The following is a 19,867-nucleotide window of genomic DNA, read 5'->3' as shown; positions in this document are numbered from 1 at the left end:
CGTGTTATCGATTAATGCCGTATTATAAATCGTCGATGTAGCCTAATGAACGTAAAGCTCGCTCATCATCTGCCCAACCGGATTTCACTTTGACCCAAGTTTCCAGGTAAACCTTACGGCCAAACAACTCTTCCATATCAAGACGCGCTTCACGACCGATAGTTTTGAGTTTTTCACCCGCTTTGCCAATCACCATTTTTTTCTGACCGGTCCGTTCAACCCAAATTAGAGCATTGATATGAAAACCATCGTTGTCCGGGTTGTAGTCAAAACGTTCAATTTCAACAGTGACTGAATATGGTAATTCATCACCAGTAAAACGCATCAACTTTTCACGGATAATTTCAGACGCCATAAAGCGTTGAGATCGATCAGTGACGTACTCTTCAGGGAAGTGATGCTTAGCTTTGGGTAAATGATTTTTTACGTGTTTACGTAGCACATCCACATTTTTACCCAGCTTAGCCGAAATAGGCACAACATCGAGGAAATCCATCTTTGAAGATACTTTCATCATGTGCTGCATAACATCGTTGCGATCTTGAACGTTATCAACTTTGTTAATACACAACACAACGGGATAATCGGCTTTTCTTAGCTTGTTCAACACCATTTCATCGTCTTCAGTCCAATGGGTACCATCGACGAGGAAAAACACCAAGTTAACATCACTTAAAGAGCTGTTCGCAGCGCGGTTCATCAAGCGGTTGATCGCGCGTTTTTCTTCAATATGAAGCCCAGGGGTATCAACAAAAATCGCTTGATAGTCACCTTCAGTTTCAACGCCCATAATACGATGGCGTGTGGTCTGTGGCTTACGAGAAGTAATCGAAATCTTCTGGCCTAAAATGTGGTTCAACAGTGTTGATTTTCCAACATTTGGGCGACCAACAATGGCAACAAAACCACAATGTTGATTTTCAGGAGTGCTTGGTGTGTTGCTTGACGCGAAATACGCATCAATATCAAATTCGTTATCAGCCATTGGTCAATTGCTCTAATGCTGTTCCAGCTGCCGCTTGTTCTGCTTTGCGACGACTGGTACCTTTTCCAATAACAGGCTGTCCGAGGCCTGCCACTTCACACGACACCGTAAATTCTTGGTTGTGTGCTTCACCTTTAATATTAGTCACTATGTACTCAGGGAGTGGCTTTCTTCGACCTTGAAGGAACTCTTGAAGACGTGTTTTAGGATCTTTTTGCGATACACCGGGCTCAATGGCATCTAAGCGTGTTTTGTACCAGCTTAAAATAACCTGACGAACCTGCTCTGTATCACTGTCTAAATACACGGCTCCGATAATAGCTTCTACTGCATCAGCGAGAATAGAATCACGGCGAAAGCCACCACTCTTTAACTCACCTGGACCTAATTTTAAGTAATCTCCGAGTTCAAATTCACGGCCTAGCTCAGCCAATGTGTGACCTCGAACTAAGGTAGCACGCATACGACTCATGTCGCCTTCATTCACCTTAGGAAAACGATGATACAAATCATCGGCTATCACAAAACTTAAAATTGAATCGCCCAGAAACTCAAGACGTTCATTGTGCTTACCATGAGCACTTCTATGCGTTAATGCTAACTCTAGGTGATCGGTATCATTGAATTGATAACCGATCTTTTTTTGTAGCTTCTCAATAGGAGAATTCATACTCTCTCGACTTGTTTGGGTCCAGCTTATGCTGGACTAGTTAATACCACCGATGCGATTAAATCGCACACCGGTTGGGATCCATGAAGGCAATGCACTGTCGTCACTGCGTTCAAATTCAAAGCTAATCCAAATACCCACCGCTTTACCGACTAAATTGGCTTCAGGAACAAAACCCCAGTAACGGCTATCAGCACTATTGTCACGGTTATCACCCATGACAAAATACTGACCTTGTGGAACAACCCATTCACTCACACCACTGCGAGGTTGATACGCTTCGCGGCGGTCTTGCCTTAATGGATTCACTAAAATCTGATGTTTGACTGCGCCTAGTTTTTCATCCAGCTGGATTAACGGAATGCCATTTTGAGAAAACTCACTCTCTTCGACATTCGATAAATGCACAGGCTTACAATCACGCTCACCGACGGCCTGAATACAAATTTCTTTCTTACCGTTATAACGCACGGTATCACCCGGCATACCGACAACACGCTTGATATAATCGATGCTTGGTTGTGGTGGGTACTTGAATACTGCGACATCACCACGCTCTGGCTTACCGGTTTCCACCAACTGGCTACGCCATACTGGATCTTTGATTCCGTACGCGAATTTTTCCACCAGAATGAAGTCACCCACCAATAAAGTTGGCATCATGGATCCAGATGGAATTTGAAACGGTTCATAGATAAAGGAACGCAAGACTAAAACAAACGCGATCACAGGGAAGATAGAGACGCTATTTTCAATCCACCAAGGCTGAGTTCGCATTTTTTCAACCGTAGCAGAGTCTAATCCATTGGTTTCAGCCTCAGCATTATCTATTTTTTGTTGGCGCTGCTTAGCCCAAACCCACTTTTCCAGCGCCCACACAATACCGGTAACCAGTGTTACGATGACTAGAATCAGTGAAAATGTATTTGCCATTAGCTTCCCTTATCTAAAAATACGAAAGTGAAAGGACCGAAACCCTTTCACTTAATAATATCACTTCAAAGTAAACCTACTTTAAGTGTTAATCTTTTCCTACATGAAGAATGGCTAAGAATGCTTCTTGCGGCAGTTCAACGTTACCAATCTGCTTCATGCGTTTCTTACCTTCTTTTTGCTTCTTCAGTAGTTTCTTCTTACGACTGATATCGCCACCGTAACATTTTGCAATAACGTTTTTACGTAATTGTTTAACCGTTGAACGAGCAATAATATGCGCCCCAATCGCAGCTTGAATAGCAATATCGAACATTTGGCGAGGGATGAACTCTTTCATTTTCTCAACCAATAAACGACCACGGCTTTGCGCATTATCGTGGTGAGTAATAATGGCAAGTGCATCGACTCTGTCGCCATTAATCAGTACATCCACACGGACCATGTTTGACGCTTCATAGCGATGGAAATTGTAATCCAGTGACGCATAACCACGCGAAGTCGATTTCAAACGGTCAAAGAAATCAAGAACCACTTCAGACATTGGAATGTCGTAAGTCAAGGCAACTTGGTTACCGTGGTAAACCATATCCACTTGAACGCCACGCTTTTCGATACATAAGCTAATAACGTTACCTAAATAGTCAGAAGGTACTAAGATATTACAACGGGCAATCGGTTCGCGGATCTCTTCAAGATCATTAATTGCAGGTAACTTTGATGGGCTATCTACATACAAAAGCTCACCTTTGTTTAGCACAACTTCGTAAACTACCGTTGGGGCTGTGGTGATCAGGTCTAAGTCGTATTCACGCTCGAGACGCTCTTGAATGATTTCCATATGCAGCATACCAAGGAAACCACAACGGAAACCAAAACCGAGTGCTGCTGAACTTTCAGGCTCATAAAACAGCGACGCATCGTTTAGGCTAAGTTTGCCTAGTGCATCACGGAAGTTTTCATAATCATCAGAAGAGACAGGGAACAAGCCTGCGTATACCTGCGGTTTCACTTTTTGGAAGCCTGGTAAGCGTTCTTCACAGCCACCTTTTGCGAGTGTTAACGTATCACCAACAGGCGCACCTAGGATGTCTTTAATACCACAAACTACCCAGCCAACTTCACCGGTTCGTAGAACATCAGTATCGACTTGCTTCGGTGTAAAAATACCAATACGGTCAATACCCCAAACTTGATCGGTACTCATGACTCGGATCTTGTCATTTTTCTTTAGTGAACCATTTTTGATTCGAACTAATGAAACCACACCAAGGTAGTTATCAAACCACGAATCAATGATCAGTGCTTGCGTTGGACCTTCAGGATCACCCTCGGGTGGTGGGATCTGCTTAACAATAGTCTCAAGAACGTCGTCAACGCCAAGCCCTGTTTTGGCTGAACAACGCGTGGCTTCCATCGCGTCGATACCAACAATCTCTTCAATCTCTTCCGCTACGCGTTCAGGGTCGGCGGCTGGTAAGTCAATCTTATTCAAGATGGGCACGACTTCCAGATCCATTTCAATCGCGGTGTAACAGTTCGCTAAGGTCTGGGCTTCTACACCCTGGCCAGCATCAACCACCAACAATGCACCTTCACACGCCGCTAGAGAGCGAGACACTTCGTAAGAGAAGTCTACGTGTCCTGGGGTATCGATGAAGTTAAGTTGATAGGTTTCACCATCTTTCGCTTTATAATCGAGTGTCACACTCTGCGCTTTAATGGTGATGCCACGTTCACGCTCTAAATCCATTGAATCTAAAACTTGCGCGTCCATTTCACGCTCACTTAATCCACCACAAACTTGGATTAAACGGTCTGAAAGGGTCGACTTACCGTGGTCGATATGGGCGATAATCGAAAAATTACGAATGTGCTTCATAGGCTTGGGGTGACTAAACTCGTTGAAAATAGGAATAATATGAAAGCGGCCTGAGGCTGCATTTCAATCAAGTTGGCAGATTCTACCCAATTTCTAATCAATTCGCACTCTTATTTGCGGTTTGAATAATGGCCCCACCAAGGGTTCGAAGTAAAATCACCTGCTGCTCAGAGGCTTGCTCCAATTTCAGAGCCTTGTGCTTTGCTAGCTTAAACCCAGCAAAGGCAAATAAAAACGCACTGGCAATCACACCCGGCTCCCCCACTTGAAAGTAAGGAACCAGTAGCAACTGCCCTAAAATGGCACCGAGTATTAACGAAAACAGAGGAATTAGATAAATGGTTGCCGCTGATTGCAGCAGTGTTTTTTCAGGAAAACCGATTTCAACAACATCCCCTTTATTCACCGGTTTAGGGCTAGCGACACGCCAAGAAAGCGCCTTAGCCCCTACAGCTTTACTCACAATCCCCGTCCCACAACTTTGCTTTGATGCACAGCTAGAACAACTTGTTTGTTGATCACAGCTCAGCTCAAGAATGTATTCTTGGTCATTATTATGCACCGCAGCAACCGTTGCCAAAGCTGTCATCATTGCGTTGCCGCCTTAGTCTCATTAAATGAAATGGATTGAGCAATACGTTTGGCCGTACTCGGGGGAATATCACCGACGACAGAGATTTCAGAGCGCCCTTTAACAAAGCTATGAAGTGTTCTTCGCCCTTGACGAACGAGTTGCCCTTTCAAAGAGTGATCATCGCTGTCTGAGACGTAGACTGAAAAGCTAAATAAACCATCTGAATACATTTGGCTTTCAACCATTCGATCAGTCACAGCCATTCGGTAACGATTAAGCTCTTTAGCTTCAAACCCACTCGGTATCCAACCAACACTCCAGAATGTTTGTTTTACATTACCTTTTGGCAAGGAAATAACCTCTGGTAATTGAGCATCTTTCAAACCACTAAGAATGCCTTCAATTTGATCGTTAATTGAGTAGGAAATCGTACGATATTGCTCTAATACTTCACCATCTCGATCAACCAAATCAGCTCTAAGTGGGAGGCTATTTTTCTCATCGACCCATAAGACATAGGAATATCTTAAACCGTCTTTGGGGACGATACGTAAAACCTGACAAGCCGTTCCCGCTTCTCGCGCCCGACCAACGGTAATGAAGTCATAATGTTCACTCAAATGATCGATGCTTGTGTTGAGCAATGGAATCGTCGGTGCGACCATCTTCCCTGACTCAATAGTAAATGGCTCTACCCCAGGTTCAATGTAACTGACCTCATCACCACGACGTATCACCTCACGAACAGGGCCACTTAGATAAACGAGATGGGCAAGCTGCTGGGATTCACTTCGAGCGTGACGATACAGCAAAGGTTCAATGCTATTCTTTTTGATCAGAACATAAGAGAGTTCGTAATTTAACTGCTGACTTGCTTCATTCATTTGATGCAACAAAGCCTCTGCAGAAGAGGATTCTGCAAAGGCGTTGTTGACATTCAAACTGAGCAGCGTCAGAGCACTGATCAGGATTTTTTTCATTCAATTACCGGTTCAATGATGTCGCCATCTGAATATTCACTGTTCAGCCTTAGCTGTAACTCATAATCGAGAAGCATTGCGTTGACACGACGGCGCTGCTCTTGAACATTCACATTTTGATTCTGTTTTCCTACGGATTCTCGACTCAAACTCACAGGCTCAACACTGCCTGATAAAGGAATCGTTTGTAATACAGGAAACTGTTCTGCCGATGAGGATTCTGCACCAGAGTACTGTTGCACACCAAATATGACCGCTAATGAGACACAGGCTGCGACAGCCACTTGCCCAAATTGAGGCATCCAGTCAGGCAGATAGCGCCTTGCTTGGCTCGGCGTTGGTTGAGTTTCTCTGTGTGTAGCTAACTCTGAAACGTTGCTATTTAATAAGCTATGCGTAGGCTCATCTTCGAGAGCTAACGCGACACTTCCAGCAATGTTCCACTCCGCAACCTTCGGCGTGTCACCACGCATTACATCACCAATCAAATGGTAATTTTTCCAGGTATCTAGACATTCTTGATCGAGTTGAATCTCTGAAATCAGAGCCTTATCGACCACTTCTCCATCCATGAGTGCTGAAAGTTTTTCTTGGTCAGCCATTATTTTCACCATTTTATTACTAGTACTAACGCTGCAAAAGAGGCTTTATTTTCTTTTCCACCGCTTCACGAGCACGGAAGATACGTGAGCGTATCGTTCCTACGGGGCAATCCATTACTTCTGCGATTTCTTCATAACTTAAGCCATCTAGCTCTCGTAGCGTCATCGCGGTTTTTAAATCTTCTGGCAGTGCTTCTATCGCGCTAAAAACCACTTGTTTCAATTCATTGGACAACGTTAAGTTCTCAGGGTTCGATATTTCTTTTAGCGCACTGCCCGTTTCATAGTATTCAGCATCTTCAGCATCAACATCAGTTGCAGGAGGCCTTCGTCCTTGGGCAACAATGTGATTTTTAGCAGTGTTAACAGCAATACGGTATAGCCAGGTATAGAACGCACTTTCACCACGAAAGGTGGGAATGGCTCGATACGCTTTGATGAAAGCCTCTTGGGCCACATCGGCTACATCGCCAGAATTGCTAACATACCGAGAAATAAGATTGCATACTTTGTTTTGGTATCTCAAAACCAGTAAATTGAATGCTTGCTTATCTCCACTCTGAACTCGCTCAATCAAGACCTGATCGGTAAGCTGCTCGTTCATTCGAGCGTGTACTCCTATTGTTATTCACTCTTATCCTCACAGATATGAGTATTCATGATGCACATTGTAGTATTGACACCACTGCCTACATGAGCACTATTGTGACTCAGTAGTAAAAGGAAAGTTCAAAACTTTCTTAAAATAATGACAAATAATAATTTACAGTGTGATGTGCTCGTCACTTATTCAGTGGAGGAATTTTGAAGCTGATATTGATTAAAAGCAATCGGATTTACAAAGTATTGCGCTTAATGTAGTGATAAGATATATCGAATATGACGCATTGTTGCGTATTTAAATAGAGAGTTGGATGACTCTATACAGTTCGGGATTTTAAAAGACTTATGAACGCAAACCGTGAACATCAGTGTGATGTATTAGTGGTAGGAGGTGGCGCTGCTGGCTTGTCTTTAGCTCTTCGCGTCGCTGAGCATGGAAAAGTCATTGTATTGAGCAAAGGCCCTCTCAGTGAAGGGGCCACCTATTATGCTCAGGGTGGGATCGCCGCTGTCTTCGATGAATCAGACAGTATTGAATCTCACGTGCAAGATACAAAAGTGGCTGGCGCTGGGCTTTGTGAAGAAGACACCGTCCGATTTATCGCAGAGAATGCAAAAGAGTGCGTTCAATGGCTGATCGATGGGGGTGTGCCCTTTGATCGCGTAGAAGACGATACTGACGATAAACCGCGTTATCACCTCACTCGAGAAGGCGGCCATAGCCATCGTCGAATTCTTCATGCTGCCGATGCAACCGGTATGGCAATGCAAACCTCTTTGCAGGCAAACGTCCTTCGTCATCCTAATATTGAAATCCTAGAGCGCCACAACACTTTAGATCTCATTACTGAAGACAAAATTGGTGGTGACGCCAATAAAGTCGTTGGTGCTTATATCTGGAATAGAAATGAAGAACATGTTGAGACAGTAAGAAGTAAGTTCGTCGTGCTTGCAACAGGCGGCGCATCTAAGGTTTACCAATACACATCCAACCCTGATGTTTCTTCTGGAGACGGTATCGCGATGGCATGGCGAGCCGGTTGTCGAGTCGCGAACTTAGAGTTTAATCAGTTTCATCCAACCTGTCTGTTTCACCCAGAAGCGCGAAACTTCCTACTAACGGAAGCACTTCGTGGCGAAGGCGCTTATCTGCTACGCCCCGATGGTACTCGCTTCATGAAAGATTTTGATGAGCGCGGTGAACTCGCCCCTCGAGACGTCGTTGCCCGAGCGATCGATTTTGAAATGAAGCGCCTAGGCGCCGATTGTATGTATCTCGATATCAGCCACAAACCGGCCGACTTTATCGAAAAACACTTCCCGACCATTCATATGCGTTTGCAAGATCTTGGTATTGATATGACTAAGGAAGCCATTCCGATTGTCCCAGCCGCACACTATACCTGCGGAGGGGTTATTGTCGATCAATCGGGAAAAACGGATCTCTCTCAATTGTATGCGATTGGTGAAGTCAGTTATACAGGCCTTCATGGGGCAAACCGTATGGCGTCAAATTCATTGCTTGAATGTGTGGTGTACGCCTGGGCTGCTGCCAAAAATATCGTTGATCAAATAGACCAAGCGAGCATGCCAACTACCTTACCGGCATGGGATGAAAGCCAGGTGAGCAATTCAGATGAAGAGGTCGTTATACAACATAACTGGCACGAGTTGCGTCTATTTATGTGGGATTACATGGGCATTGTACGTACCGACAAGCGTTTAGAGCGAGCACTACGCCGTATTCAATTGTTGCAGCAAGAAACCCATGAGTATTACAGCCACTTTAGAGTGTCAAACAATCTCTTGGAACTGAGAAACTTACTCCAAGTAGCGGAATTGATGGTTCGTTGTGCGATGCAACGTAAAGAAAGTCGAGGCCTGCACTACACATTGGATTACCCTGAGTTAGCACAAGAGAGCGGTCCAACCATTCTGGATCCCAACACCAAGAATGCACCTTAGAGTTTCAGTCGTCTGAACTCTCCCTTTCCCAATCTCAAAAGCGCACCCTGAAACTATTCGTGGTGCGCTTTTCTTATTTCCACGAGCAGTTTGCGATATTCATCATCAGAAACACTGTCTCTCCATAATAGAAAGCGTTGATTGTCTGCGAAGTGGAGAACCACCCCCACAAACGCAACATTTAAAACAGCGTATCTGATTAGGTATTTTTTCTGTTGATACTCCAGTACACCATGTTCGCTCAGACGGAACTCTCCACGAATAGAACGCGGCATAAAGCCTGAATGCCAAAAGACCAAGATCAGAGACAACAATAAAATAAAAGTAAGAACGAGAGGGATGGAAGAAATAATCACTAGCCACGCCATCAATAACAAGAAAATGGTATTAATAGCGAGGGCATAAAAAGAAGGTTTCGCTGTCGCGTTAACGAACTTTTGAGAGGTTATGGGCAACAATTTTATCCACAATAGATGCGTGGCCTAGGTTCTCACTGCGGCCATGACCCATAACCCATGTGAAGAGATCTGGATCATCACATTCAAGCAGAGAAACAAAGTCTTGCTGTTCATTAAAGTTTAACGATTCAAAGCACTCTTCAAAAAAAGGCATAATAACGACATCAAGTTCTAGCATTCCTCGACGACATGCCCACTTAACGCGTGCTTTTTGTTCTGTGGTGTACATGGATGATTCCCTACTGTGTATTCACTGGCAACGAGTGTACCAATCCCTGCGGCAGACAACTATTATCCCAGTCACAGTCCTTTCTCTCGAACAAAAAAGATTATCGACATTGTATCGCCATAGCCCTCTGATTCTGATTCTGATTCTGATTCTGATTCTTGAATGGACCTAAACATGAACTGAGATTACCATAGAGGAAGAAACCTCTCACACTTGTATCTAGGACGATAACATGGACTGGCAGCAACAATTCAATACACTTTCAATCTCACCTGAAACCTCGCTACCATCATTAATGCTAACCCACCTAAGTTCGTGGGGAGCGATAACCATGATGGGTGATGACAAAAAATCGTACTTACAAGGTCAAGTAACCTGTGACGTCGTAGGTTTAAAGAAAGATCAATCGACCTTTGGTGCCCATTGTGATGCAAAGGGAAAAGTATGGAGTATTTTTCGCTTGTTTCATCACAACAATGGCTACGCAATGTTTCAACCCAGCAGTGCCATCAAAACAGAACTATCAGAGATCAAAAAGTACGCTATTTTTGCTAAAGTTGAGATTAACCAATCTCAAGATATTCCGTTGGGTATCATGGGGCCCAATGCCCAAGAATGGATAGACACATTAAGCCAAGAAACGGGTGATGTTAGGCCTATTAACGGTGGAACAGCCATTAAAATAGATCAGCAACGCTGGTTATTACTGATCACACCAGAAGCCGCTGTAGACCTAGTGAATAATAGTGATGCCGAAAAAGTCACCGAAGAGCTATGGACACGTTTTGATATTGAAGCTGCGCTGCCCTATGTTGATGAAGCCATTCAAAACACCCACATACCTCAAGCGCTTAATCTTCATGCTCTGGGTGGCATTAGCTTCTCAAAAGGCTGTTACACCGGGCAAGAAACCGTTGCAAGAGCCAAGTATAGAGGCATCAATAAGCGAGCAATGTATGTGGTAACTGGCACGACAGAAGAGCCGCTTTCTCGTTTCGATTCAATAAGCCTTGAACGTGCTGTTGGAGAAAATTGGCGTTCTGCGGGGGAATTGCTCAGCCATTATCAATTTGAAAATGGACAAGCCATGGGGCTCATCATTGCATCCAAGGAGCTAGAATCAGATACCCAATTTAGGCTTAAAGAACAGCCCGAACATTCGTGGTCATTACAAACACTTCCTTATTCACTTGATGATGAATAAACCCATATCGACCCCTGTCACTCGTTATCTTGATCAGCAGCAAGTGGATTACCGCTTGCTGCCTCAACAGCACGCCACAATAACGATTGAAGATACGGCAAAACAGCGTGGTGTACGCCCTGAACAAATGGTGAAGAGTATTGTATTAAGGGATATGGGTAATCAATACACTTTAGCCTGCGTCCCCGGTGATCAAAGTGTCGACCCTAAAAAAGTACGAAGCCTATTAAATTGCCGACGCATGACCTGCGTCGATTCAAACAGTGTGGCTCTGATTACGGGTTATCAGCCTGGTACCGTCTCTCCTTTATTACTTAAGACTCCAATACCCGTCGTGTTTGATGTGCAATTGACGCATCAAACGCTCATTACCATCAGCAGCGGTCATGCCATGCTAGGCCTTTCATTACGCAGTGATGAACTGATCGCGCTGTGCCAGCCAACCATTGCGCCAATTTGTCGCAATAATTAAAGCGCAACAATGTAACGTTACATTTTATTGCGATGCCAATCTAAAGTACGAACACCAATATTGGAATTTTTATTCACAAATAAAACATAAATAGTCACAAGGTGATTTTTACCGTAGACTATACCTGTTGGTTAAATGTTGAAGCGAACATTCATTCGCTTAACGCCTTCTCCAACAAAAAAGTGTATCCACTGATTGTTTCAGGACATCCACTTTTTGTGTAATGCATCTGTGACTATTCGCCCGTTCATTCTGTAGCGGGCATTTTTTTAATTTTTATTTACAAAAAATTAACACTCTTTTATGAAATGCACGCTATTCTTAAAAATGTCACAATTTTCCGGCTAAATAGGTCGCAGAGTTAGGTGGCTTGGTTCATCGCTTTGATTAACTTTGGGGAGCCCATCACGCTAACTCGGGTATTTGTCTTAATATCTGCCTAAGGCAGCACAAATATCCAAATATATCAGTTGAATATGCATAATCCTCTCGCCTTATCACAACAATATGAGAGGGAAATTTATATAATTCGCACTGCTAGAAGAATAATAAGGATATCATTTTATGAGACTGTTTAAGCGCTATACGCCAAGTATGATTGCTAAACACATTAGTCGGCTTTTCAAGGGGAAAATCTACATCTACGGTGTAGGGAAGTTTGAATTTGATAACGGAAAGCTCATCTTACCAGAGCGTGCCGATAGTCGTCATTTTCAAGCGGTTAAAGAAGTGAACGGGGAAATCAAAAAACTACGTTGTGCTTACGCGTAAGGCTTAAAAAATTAGTAAGGGTTGGCCATGTGCCAACCCTTTTTCATTCAAAAGCAACCTTCATAAAGCGATGAAACCGCTACGACACGATCTTGCTCGATCCTTTGGCTAACTCCGGCAAATGCCCTTTTAAACCTAACGCTCGCTTCATTATTTCATCTTTTGCTCCAGGAAGATGGCTGGTTAACTTCATCCCGATACCGCGGATCAGTTTTTTCGCTGGATTATCCCCTTCAAAGAGATCTTTGAAACCCTGCATTGAAGCGATCATTTTTGCCGCTTCTGACTTTCTCCAACGCTCATAACTGCGTAAGTTGCGTTTGCTTCCAATATCTTCTCCTTGCGACCAAAGAGCTTTGATCTCTTGTACTAAGCTCGCAGCATCCAGCAATCCAAGGTTTACACCTTGACCAGCCAACGGGTGAATAGTGTGTGCAGCATCCCCGACTAGAGCGACTCTATCTAAAGCAAAATCTCTCGCGTAACGCATTCGTAGTGGAAATGCTGAGCGTTCGCCTACCACTTCACAAAGCCCAAGCCGATGGTCAAACTCTGCAGTCAATGACTTGTTAAATTCTTCATCCGACATTTTCACTAATTGTTCAGCACGGCTTGGATCCGTTGACCAAACAATCGAACTCATGTGTTGATCAGACATGGGTAAAAAAGCCAATGGTCCCAGCGGTGTAAACACCTGACGAGCAATAGACGCGTGCGGCTCTGCCGTTTTCACATTCGCCACAATGGCACTGTGCCCGTAGTCCCAATGCGTTAGTGGAATATCAAGCTGATTTCTTACCCACGAGTTCGCTCCGTCTGCGCCAACCACCAATTTAGCCGTTAACGATTGACCATTATCTAACGATAACCAAGCTTCACTTTCACCAACGGCAATACTTAAACACGTATTCGGCATAAACAATGACACGTTGCTTTGCTGTTTTACTTTTTCCAACAGTGCTAGCTGAATCACCCGATTTTCGACAATATGGCCTAAATTAGGTTGTGAATGCTGCTGAGCTTCAAATTCTATTCGAGCGAAACTGTCTTGCTCCCACACTTCCATGCCCACATAAGGCGATAAACGGCGCTGTTGTATTCCTTCCCACGCTCCTACATTTTTCAATATGGTTTCACTGGAACGGCTTAAAGCAGAGACTCTTACATCAGGCAGTTCTTGCAACGAGAGGTCCGGAGTGTGCCCTTCAATCACCGCCACTCTTAGTGCGGTATCTTTAAACGCAGCAGCAAGAGTTAATCCAACCATGCCTCCACCAACGATGGCGATATCGACACTTTGCATCATATTTCAATTACCTTATATTTGTTATCGCTTAACGATACCTAATGTTCTTCGTAATAATGGAGCTTTCAGCATGGAGAGATTATCCATCGCCATTAAAGCAAGATTTCGACCGATGCGCATTGGCAGTAAGTCATTTGAAAATGTATGCACAAGTCCCGAAGTCATGGATATGGTGGTATCACGGTCAATCTGTCGACGCTTCATATAAGCGTTCAACACCCCATAACAGCCAGGGTCAGATGGGGATAACATGATTTCTTCAACCAAGCTGGCGACATCGCGAATACCCAGATTAAAACCTTGCCCTGCAATGGGGTGTAACGTTTGAGCTGCATTCCCAACCGCGACAATGCGGTGAGTTGCATTTCGCTGTCTATGGCGAAGAACCAGAGGGTAACTCGCCCGCTCTCCGACTTTAGTAAACGGCCCTAGCCTCCACCCAAACTCGTTTTGTAACTGTTCAAGAAACGACTCATTATTCAGTGACAGTACTTCCTCTGCACGCTCAGGAGACAAGCACCATACTACCGACAGCCGATGATTACTCATTGGCAGCAAAGCTAGTGGGCCGTGCTGAGTAAAGCGTTCAAATGCACGTCCTGAATGATCCTCTCGGCTGACAACGTTGGCAATGACAGCAGATTGCTGATAATCATATTGATAGAGATCTAGCCCAACTTGCTGGCAACATGTCGACATGGCACCATCGGCGGCAACCAACAACTTAGCTTTAATCTCGGTACCACTAGAGAGCGTTAATTTAACGTAATCAGCTTCTTGCTTAACCTGAGACACAGAGTCCGGACAAAGAAAATCGATATCTGAGCGGGTTAACATTTTGGACTGGTAAATTTGTCCAATATCGGCAAGCTCGACCACATACCCCAACGCCTCAACACCCACATCAGCTTGGTGAATGTCGGTCATGCCTAAGTGAGTACGATCAGACACATGAATGTGACGAATGGCGGTTGCTACTGGTTTTATCCCATCCCAAAGGTTATAGCTCTTTAGAATGTCCACCGTCCCCGAAGAAAGAGCAATAGAACGAGAGTCAAAACCAGGATGAGCATGATGATCAGTTTGATACGACTCAACAACTGCAATCGACAGGGTTTGTTTACTCAGCTCAGATAACGCTAACGCTAAGGTTGCGCCCGCCATCGCTCCACCAGCGATAACCACATCGTACATTTTCATTGGCCCTGCTTTTTTATCAACATCTTTATCACCATCGTATCTATCACTGATTGTTAATGACGAACCGCGTGCTTATTTATCATGGACAATAAACATCTCTTCTTTTACCTATTAGAGCTTGAATTGGCTGACAGTTCTAATGCAGTGTTGGTTTTTTTGAACTTTCTTTCTCTTTAACACCATATTCGGCATTAATAGTGAGAACGCACACTTTCACATGCTCTATTACCTGCTCTAATAACAGAGCTTGCTCTTCAATATCATCATCTTCATCGATACCAAGCTTGGCCATTTCTTCCAAGTCAGCTAGGACTTCTTTCACATCCGAAGGGGCTTTGTTTAATTTCGTTCCAACCAACCCAAGCCCCGAGATAAAGTGATTGATCCAATCGGATACGCCATCGGCAAGATCAAACACGGTGGCACTGGCTTCTTGATCTGGCAGTAACAGGGTTAACTCAAAATCAGAACCGGCTAATTCTTTCGACGTCGCATCAAAAATTTGCTGAGCGATTTGTAGCGCTTTATCGGGCCAACCCATGCCATCATTTGTGTAATCGAAGATCAGAGGTTGCCAGCTTTTATCGGTTACCGCTAAGCCTCCACATAACATTCCGGTCAATAAACCGTGGAGTTCTGAAGGGTTAACGGCCAATGTGGCAGACTGCAACTCCGTTGCACTTGAAAGGTATGCTGGTAATGTCATTTCGCTCATGATTAGGCCTGTTTTTCTAATAGTATTTATCATTCTAACATTTCGTCGTTACAGGCGAAAATAGAGATAACGGCATTATGGTTAGCTTTCACCCGATTTGCCCAATAACTGTGTTCTTAGCACTTGTTTTACACACCTGTTACGGGAAAAGCTTGAATGTTATGAGCGGTTTTTCTATAGTTTCCGACTCGGTGATTGCATTGATTGCCATCATCCTTAATTACGCACCATCCAAAGTTGCAAGTATGACGTTGCAAGAGTAGAGTTGAAGCATAATGAGTAATCAAGCGGTAGACGTTAAAATTTTAGGCAAATTGACTCGAGTGAACTGCCCTCCTGGGCAAGAAGAGTCTTTGCAACACGCTGCTATCGACCTTGATAAACGCCTGAGTGAGCTTGCAGAGCGTACGAAAGTCACCAATGAAGTTCAGCTACTGACCTTTGCTGCTCTAAATATTTGCTATGAGCTACACAGTAAAAATAAAGACGACCAATCCCAGCAAAGTAAACTTACCGAGAGAATGGAACTTCTCTCAGCATCATTAGATGAGGCGTTAAGCAAAGTCACTCAAGAACAGCAATAACCTTGTTGTTACACTTTGCCATACAGATAAACGTTATCGTTTAATCTGTGACCATATTTACCCTGGAGTGTTTGTCAGCAGGATTTAAGTCCCTGAGCCGATAAGCAATACCCTAGGGTTAGTATTCGATGACTATTGAGCAAGCTCGGCTCGTACCGAGAAGCCTACGGCCACCTTTGCTGACCCGCCTTGAACCAAATGGTTCAAGGGCCACAATCCTCAACGGCACTCTGGGGTATCCTATTCGATACCTGCTACACAATAGGCGGAAGCATGACCTTATCTCGACAAGCGATACGATCACAAATCCGGACAGCACGAAATCAACTTCACTCTGACACTCAGCATCAAGCTGGAATCGACCTTATTCAGCAATTCTCGACCCTACCAGAGTGCTCAGCAAGTTCTCATATTGCGCTTTACCTTTCAACGGATGGTGAAATTAATACCACGCCACTGATTGAATGGTTATGGGCACAAGGAAAATCCACTTACTTGCCAGTATTGCACCCCTTTTCAAAAGGGCATCTGCTCTTTTTGCACTACACCCCAACAACGCCCTTAGCCCTGAATAGATACCAAATTGTAGAACCTAAACTGAATCAAGCCTTAGTCAAGCCTGTGGCAGAACTTGACCTTATCTGCACACCACTGGTTGCCTTTGACTCAACAGGACAACGGCTTGGTATGGGTGGAGGCTATTACGACCGAACACTAGAAACTTGGTTTAAGCACAAACAAGGGCCGGTGCCTATTGGGCTTGCACACGATTGTCAGTATATAGAGACGCTACCGAGTGAAATATGGGATGTGCCACTACCAAAAATAGTGACACCAAGCAAAGTATGGCAATGGGAATCTTAGGCTAATACCGTTATAATCGCGCCGCAAAAATCGGTTAATTATTGACATTAACGTTCGCATTAACCAGTCGCATTAACCATTCGTATCCAATACTCATATTAACGACTCGCAGGGGATGAGCATGACTCAAGATGAAATGAAGAAAGCAGCCGGTTGGGCAGCGCTAAAGTTTGTAGAAAAAGGCAGTATTGTCGGCGTAGGTACAGGCTCTACAGTTAATCACTTCATCGATGCTCTTGGTTCGATTAAAGATGACATTAAAGGTGCAGTATCAAGCTCAGAAGCTTCAACAGCGAAGCTTATCGAACTTGGTATTGAAGTCTTTGATTGTAACGATGTAGAAAAGCTGGATGTCTACGTGGATGGGGCTGACGAAATCAACGCAAGCCGCGATATGATCAAAGGCGGCGGTGCAGCGTTAACCCGTGAAAAGATTGTTGCCGCCATTTCTGAAAAATTCGTCTGTATTGTCGATGGAACAAAAGCGGTAGATGTACTGGGTACATTCCCACTCCCTGTTGAAGTCATTCCAATGGCACGTGCCCACGTAGCACGCGAACTCACCAAGCTCGGCGGCAACCCTATTTACCGCGAAGGTGTACTCACAGACAATGGCTGTGACATTCTTGATGTACACGGTCTAAGCATTACTGACGCAAAAGCGTTAGAAGAAACCATTAATGCGATCGTGGGTGTTGTAACAAATGGCCTATTTGCTCGTCGTGGTGCTGATGTGGTTATCACCGGTACGCCTGACGGCGCAAAAATTGAAGAATAATCGATAAAAAGAAAGGCACTTTCTGTTATTTGATTACAAACGGTACCCTTGGGTGCCGTTTTTTGTGGTTTATCGCAATATTATTATGGCTTATTCCGTAATTTTCTTACCCAAAAGCAAAATTATTTGTTACTTTATTGAACAGAAGACGCACAAGGAAACGTTTGTCTTCCAACAAAATCGATGATTTCCCCCTTTTCATTGCTTTTGACCAATGTGCGCCGCGTTTGCCCAACTTTCCATTTTAAGGACGAGAATAATGGCCAAAGTTTCACTGGAAAAAAACAAGATTAAAATTCTACTATTGGAAGGGCTGCATCCTTCTTCAGTAGAGGTTCTTCAAGCCGCTGGCTACAGCAACATCGAATATCATAAAGGCTCTTTGTCGGAAGAGGCTCTACTTGATGCGGTAAAAGATGCCCATTTTATCGGTATCCGTTCTCGTACGAATTTATCCCAAGAAGTGATTGATGCGGCTGAAAAGCTGGTTGCGATCGGTTGTTTCTGCATTGGTACTAACCAGGTGAATCTAACGGCAGCGACAAAGCGCGGAATTCCAGTCTTTAACGCTCCGTTTTCAAACACTCGAAGTGTGGCAGAATTGGTTCTCGGCCAGATTCTTTTGCTTCTTCGTGGCATTCCAGAAAAGAATGCCCTGGCCCACCGTGGTATTTGGAAAAAGAGCGCAGACAGTTCATACGAAGCTCGTGGCAAGCGTTTAGGTATTATTGGTTATGGCCACATTGGTACTCAGCTGGGGATTATTGCTGAAAACCTGGGTATGCGAGTCTACTTCTACGATATCGAAAATAAACTCTCATTGGGTAACGCGACTCAAATCAGCACAATGAGCGAGCTCCTCAACAAATGTGATGTTATTTCCCTGCACGTACCTGAAACGGCGGGAACCAAGAACATGATGGGAGCAGAAGAGTTTGCACGTATGAAGCCTGGTTCTATCTTTATCAATGCTGCCCGTGGCACTGTGGTTGATATTCCAGCATTATGTGGCGCTCTAGAATCAGGTCACCTGTCAGGTGGTGCTGTGGATGTATTCCCAACAGAACCGGCAACAAACGCAGACCCATTTGAATCTCCGTTAATGCAATTTGATAATGTTATCTTGACGCCGCATGTAGGTGGTTCGACTCAAGAAGCGCAAGAAAACATTGGCGTTGAGGTTGCTGGCAAGCTAGCGAAATACTCTGATAATGGTTCTACACTTTCCAGTGTTAACTTCCCAGAGGTATCTCTACCAGAGCATGGTGATTGTTCACGTCTATTGCACATTCACGAAAACCGTCCTGGTATCCTGACTCAAATTAACACCATCTTTGCTGCCGAAGGCATTAACATTGCCGCACAATATCTGCAAACAGATGCCGATATCGGTTACGTCGTTATTGATGTTGAAACCGCTCGCTCAGAAGAAGCATTAGTAAAACTGAAAAGCATTGAAGGCACACTTCGTGCTCGTATTCTTCACTAAGCTCTTCCATCTCCCTTAAAAAAGCGAGATATAATTCAAAAAACAGAAAGGCCACTCAAATGTGGCCTTTTCCTTTTATTGGGTTTATCAAACAAATAAAACGTACGGCTACACTCTCAAAGCACGCTCTCCACGAGCAATACCCACCACGCCACTTCGAGCTACTTCAATCACATCGGTGACTTCAGAAAGCGCCTTGATGAAGGCATCCAACTTTTCACTGGTTCCTGTTAGCTGGACCGTATATTGGGAAGCGGTAACATCCACGATCTGACCACGGAAAATATCCGCGGTGCGCTTCACTTCAGCGCGAGCAAAACCACTGGCTTTGACCTTCACCATCATTAATTCACGCTCAATATGCTCAAGCTCCGTGACCTCCTGTACCTTTAAGACATCAATCAGCTTATGCAGTTGCTTTTGAATCTGCTCTAATTGCATCTCGGTCGATTCGGTTGTGATGTTAAGGCGCGACAGAGTTTCATCATTAGTAGGTGAAACCGTCAACGATTCAATGTTATAGCCACGTTGAGAAAACAAACCAACGACACGAGATAAAGCACCCGCTTGGTTTTCCATTAATATTGAAAGAATATGTCTCAT

The 19,867-nt window shown here is 44.2% G+C and carries 22 protein-coding genes and 1 other RNA gene; 9 read left to right on the top strand and 14 right to left on the bottom strand.

Going from position 1 to position 19,867, the window contains the following annotated elements:
* Positions 1 to 22: 22 nt before the first annotated feature.
* The 8 genes from era to rpoE all read right to left on the bottom strand — a co-directional run bounded on the left by era (position 23) and on the right by rpoE (position 7,230).
* Positions 23 to 985, bottom strand: coding sequence for a GTPase Era (gene era / locus A1QO_RS10305; RefSeq protein WP_017036579.1), 963 nt, complete (start codon positions 983 to 985; stop codon positions 23 to 25).
* Positions 978 to 1,655 carry a ribonuclease III gene (gene rnc, locus A1QO_RS10300; protein WP_017036578.1) on the bottom strand — a complete coding sequence of 226 codons (678 nt, stop codon included), beginning with the start codon at positions 1,653 to 1,655 and terminating at the stop codon, positions 978 to 980. Before rnc ends, era begins: the two co-directional genes overlap by 8 nt.
* Before the next feature lie 36 nt (positions 1,656 to 1,691).
* Positions 1,692 to 2,588: a signal peptidase I gene (lepB, locus tag A1QO_RS10295; RefSeq protein ID WP_017036577.1), complete on the bottom strand. Its 897-nt coding sequence runs from the start codon at positions 2,586 to 2,588 to the stop codon at positions 1,692 to 1,694.
* 88 nt (positions 2,589 to 2,676) lie between these two features.
* Positions 2,677 to 4,470: a translation elongation factor 4 gene (lepA, locus tag A1QO_RS10290; RefSeq protein ID WP_017036576.1), complete on the bottom strand. Its 1,794-nt coding sequence runs from the start codon at positions 4,468 to 4,470 to the stop codon at positions 2,677 to 2,679.
* Between the two features lie 97 nt (positions 4,471 to 4,567).
* Positions 4,568 to 5,062, bottom strand: a complete 495-nt coding sequence (locus A1QO_RS10285) for a SoxR reducing system RseC family protein (RefSeq protein WP_017038102.1) — start codon at positions 5,060 to 5,062, stop codon at positions 4,568 to 4,570.
* Positions 5,059 to 6,024: a sigma-E factor regulatory protein RseB gene (rseB, locus tag A1QO_RS10280; protein WP_017036574.1), complete on the bottom strand. Its 966-nt coding sequence runs from the start codon at positions 6,022 to 6,024 to the stop codon at positions 5,059 to 5,061. Before rseB ends, A1QO_RS10285 begins: the two co-directional genes overlap by 4 nt.
* Positions 6,021 to 6,626, bottom strand: a complete 606-nt coding sequence (locus A1QO_RS10275; protein WP_017036573.1) for an RseA family anti-sigma factor — start codon at positions 6,624 to 6,626, stop codon at positions 6,021 to 6,023. The genes rseB and A1QO_RS10275 overlap by 4 nt, the downstream gene beginning before the upstream one ends.
* A 25-nt stretch (positions 6,627 to 6,651) precedes the next feature.
* A complete protein-coding gene (rpoE, locus tag A1QO_RS10270) occupies positions 6,652 to 7,230 on the bottom strand; it encodes an RNA polymerase sigma factor RpoE (protein WP_017036572.1) in 579 nt (192 codons plus the stop codon).
* 344 nt (positions 7,231 to 7,574) lie between these two features.
* Between rpoE and nadB the strand changes: the two genes are divergently transcribed.
* On the top strand, positions 7,575 to 9,194 hold the full coding sequence (nadB, locus tag A1QO_RS10265) for an L-aspartate oxidase (protein WP_017036571.1): 1,620 nt from the start codon (positions 7,575 to 7,577) through the stop codon (positions 9,192 to 9,194).
* Positions 9,195 to 9,247: 53 nt separating this feature from the next.
* On the opposite strand, the gene A1QO_RS10260 is transcribed toward nadB, so the two are convergent.
* A complete protein-coding gene (locus A1QO_RS10260) occupies positions 9,248 to 9,565 on the bottom strand; it encodes a protein YgfX (RefSeq protein WP_426570594.1) in 318 nt (105 codons plus the stop codon).
* Positions 9,566 to 9,620: 55 nt separating this feature from the next.
* Positions 9,621 to 9,881, bottom strand: a complete 261-nt coding sequence (locus A1QO_RS10255) for a succinate dehydrogenase assembly factor 2 (RefSeq protein WP_017036569.1) — start codon at positions 9,879 to 9,881, stop codon at positions 9,621 to 9,623.
* 232 nt (positions 9,882 to 10,113) lie between these two features.
* Here A1QO_RS10255 and ygfZ point away from each other — a divergent pair, with 232 nt between their 5' ends.
* From ygfZ to A1QO_RS10240, 3 genes are all read left to right on the top strand, one after another.
* The gene (gene ygfZ / locus A1QO_RS10250; RefSeq protein ID WP_017038103.1) at positions 10,114 to 11,085 is read left to right on the top strand and encodes a tRNA-modifying protein YgfZ; all 972 of its coding nucleotides are present in this window, start codon (positions 10,114 to 10,116) and stop codon (positions 11,083 to 11,085) included.
* Complete coding sequence (locus A1QO_RS10245) at positions 11,078 to 11,557, top strand: aminoacyl-tRNA deacylase (RefSeq protein WP_017036567.1); 480 nt, start codon at positions 11,078 to 11,080, stop codon at positions 11,555 to 11,557. Before ygfZ ends, A1QO_RS10245 begins: the two co-directional genes overlap by 8 nt.
* 564 nt (positions 11,558 to 12,121) lie before the next feature.
* Complete coding sequence (locus tag A1QO_RS10240) at positions 12,122 to 12,328, top strand: DUF1107 domain-containing protein (RefSeq protein WP_017036566.1); 207 nt, start codon at positions 12,122 to 12,124, stop codon at positions 12,326 to 12,328.
* Between the two features lie 79 nt (positions 12,329 to 12,407).
* Here the strand turns inward: A1QO_RS10240 and A1QO_RS10235 are convergent, their stop codons facing one another.
* The 3 genes from A1QO_RS10235 to A1QO_RS10225 all read right to left on the bottom strand — a co-directional run bounded on the left by A1QO_RS10235 (position 12,408) and on the right by A1QO_RS10225 (position 15,549).
* On the bottom strand, positions 12,408 to 13,634 hold the full coding sequence (locus A1QO_RS10235) for an FAD-dependent 2-octaprenylphenol hydroxylase (RefSeq protein ID WP_017036565.1): 1,227 nt from the start codon (positions 13,632 to 13,634) through the stop codon (positions 12,408 to 12,410).
* A 21-nt stretch (positions 13,635 to 13,655) separates the two neighbouring features.
* A complete protein-coding gene (ubiH, locus tag A1QO_RS10230) occupies positions 13,656 to 14,834 on the bottom strand; it encodes a 2-octaprenyl-6-methoxyphenyl hydroxylase (RefSeq protein WP_017036564.1) in 1,179 nt (392 codons plus the stop codon).
* A gap of 136 nt (positions 14,835 to 14,970) precedes the next feature.
* Positions 14,971 to 15,549 carry a YecA family protein gene (locus A1QO_RS10225; RefSeq protein ID WP_017039226.1) on the bottom strand — a complete coding sequence of 193 codons (579 nt, stop codon included), beginning with the start codon at positions 15,547 to 15,549 and terminating at the stop codon, positions 14,971 to 14,973.
* Positions 15,550 to 15,824: 275 nt separating this feature from the next.
* On the opposite strand from A1QO_RS10225, the gene zapA reads away from it, so the two are divergent.
* The 5 genes from zapA to serA all read left to right on the top strand — a co-directional run bounded on the left by zapA (position 15,825) and on the right by serA (position 19,264).
* Entirely contained in the window at positions 15,825 to 16,133 is a 309-nt protein-coding gene (gene zapA / locus A1QO_RS10215) for a cell division protein ZapA (protein WP_017036561.1), read from the top strand.
* A 56-nt stretch (positions 16,134 to 16,189) separates the two neighbouring features.
* Positions 16,190 to 16,374, top strand: a non-coding RNA gene (gene ssrS / locus A1QO_RS10210) — 6S RNA.
* 32 nt (positions 16,375 to 16,406) lie between these two features.
* Positions 16,407 to 16,997 carry a 5-formyltetrahydrofolate cyclo-ligase gene (locus tag A1QO_RS10205; RefSeq protein ID WP_017038105.1) on the top strand — a complete coding sequence of 197 codons (591 nt, stop codon included), beginning with the start codon at positions 16,407 to 16,409 and terminating at the stop codon, positions 16,995 to 16,997.
* A gap of 121 nt (positions 16,998 to 17,118) precedes the next feature.
* Positions 17,119 to 17,775, top strand: coding sequence for a ribose-5-phosphate isomerase RpiA (rpiA, locus tag A1QO_RS10200; RefSeq protein WP_017036559.1), 657 nt, complete (start codon positions 17,119 to 17,121; stop codon positions 17,773 to 17,775).
* 259 nt (positions 17,776 to 18,034) lie between these two features.
* Positions 18,035 to 19,264, top strand: coding sequence for a phosphoglycerate dehydrogenase (gene serA / locus A1QO_RS10195; protein WP_017039225.1), 1,230 nt, complete (start codon positions 18,035 to 18,037; stop codon positions 19,262 to 19,264).
* A gap of 108 nt (positions 19,265 to 19,372) precedes the next feature.
* Here the strand turns inward: serA and ilvN are convergent, their stop codons facing one another.
* Complete coding sequence (ilvN, locus tag A1QO_RS10190) at positions 19,373 to 19,867, bottom strand: acetolactate synthase small subunit (RefSeq protein ID WP_026026635.1); 495 nt, start codon at positions 19,865 to 19,867, stop codon at positions 19,373 to 19,375.

The sequence above is a fragment of the Vibrio genomosp. F10 str. ZF-129 genome, assembly GCF_000287055.2.
GTDB lineage: Bacteria > Pseudomonadota > Gammaproteobacteria > Enterobacterales > Vibrionaceae > Vibrio.
Note: the sequence above shows the minus strand (reverse complement) of the source record. Positions and strands in the feature narration are given on the sequence as shown.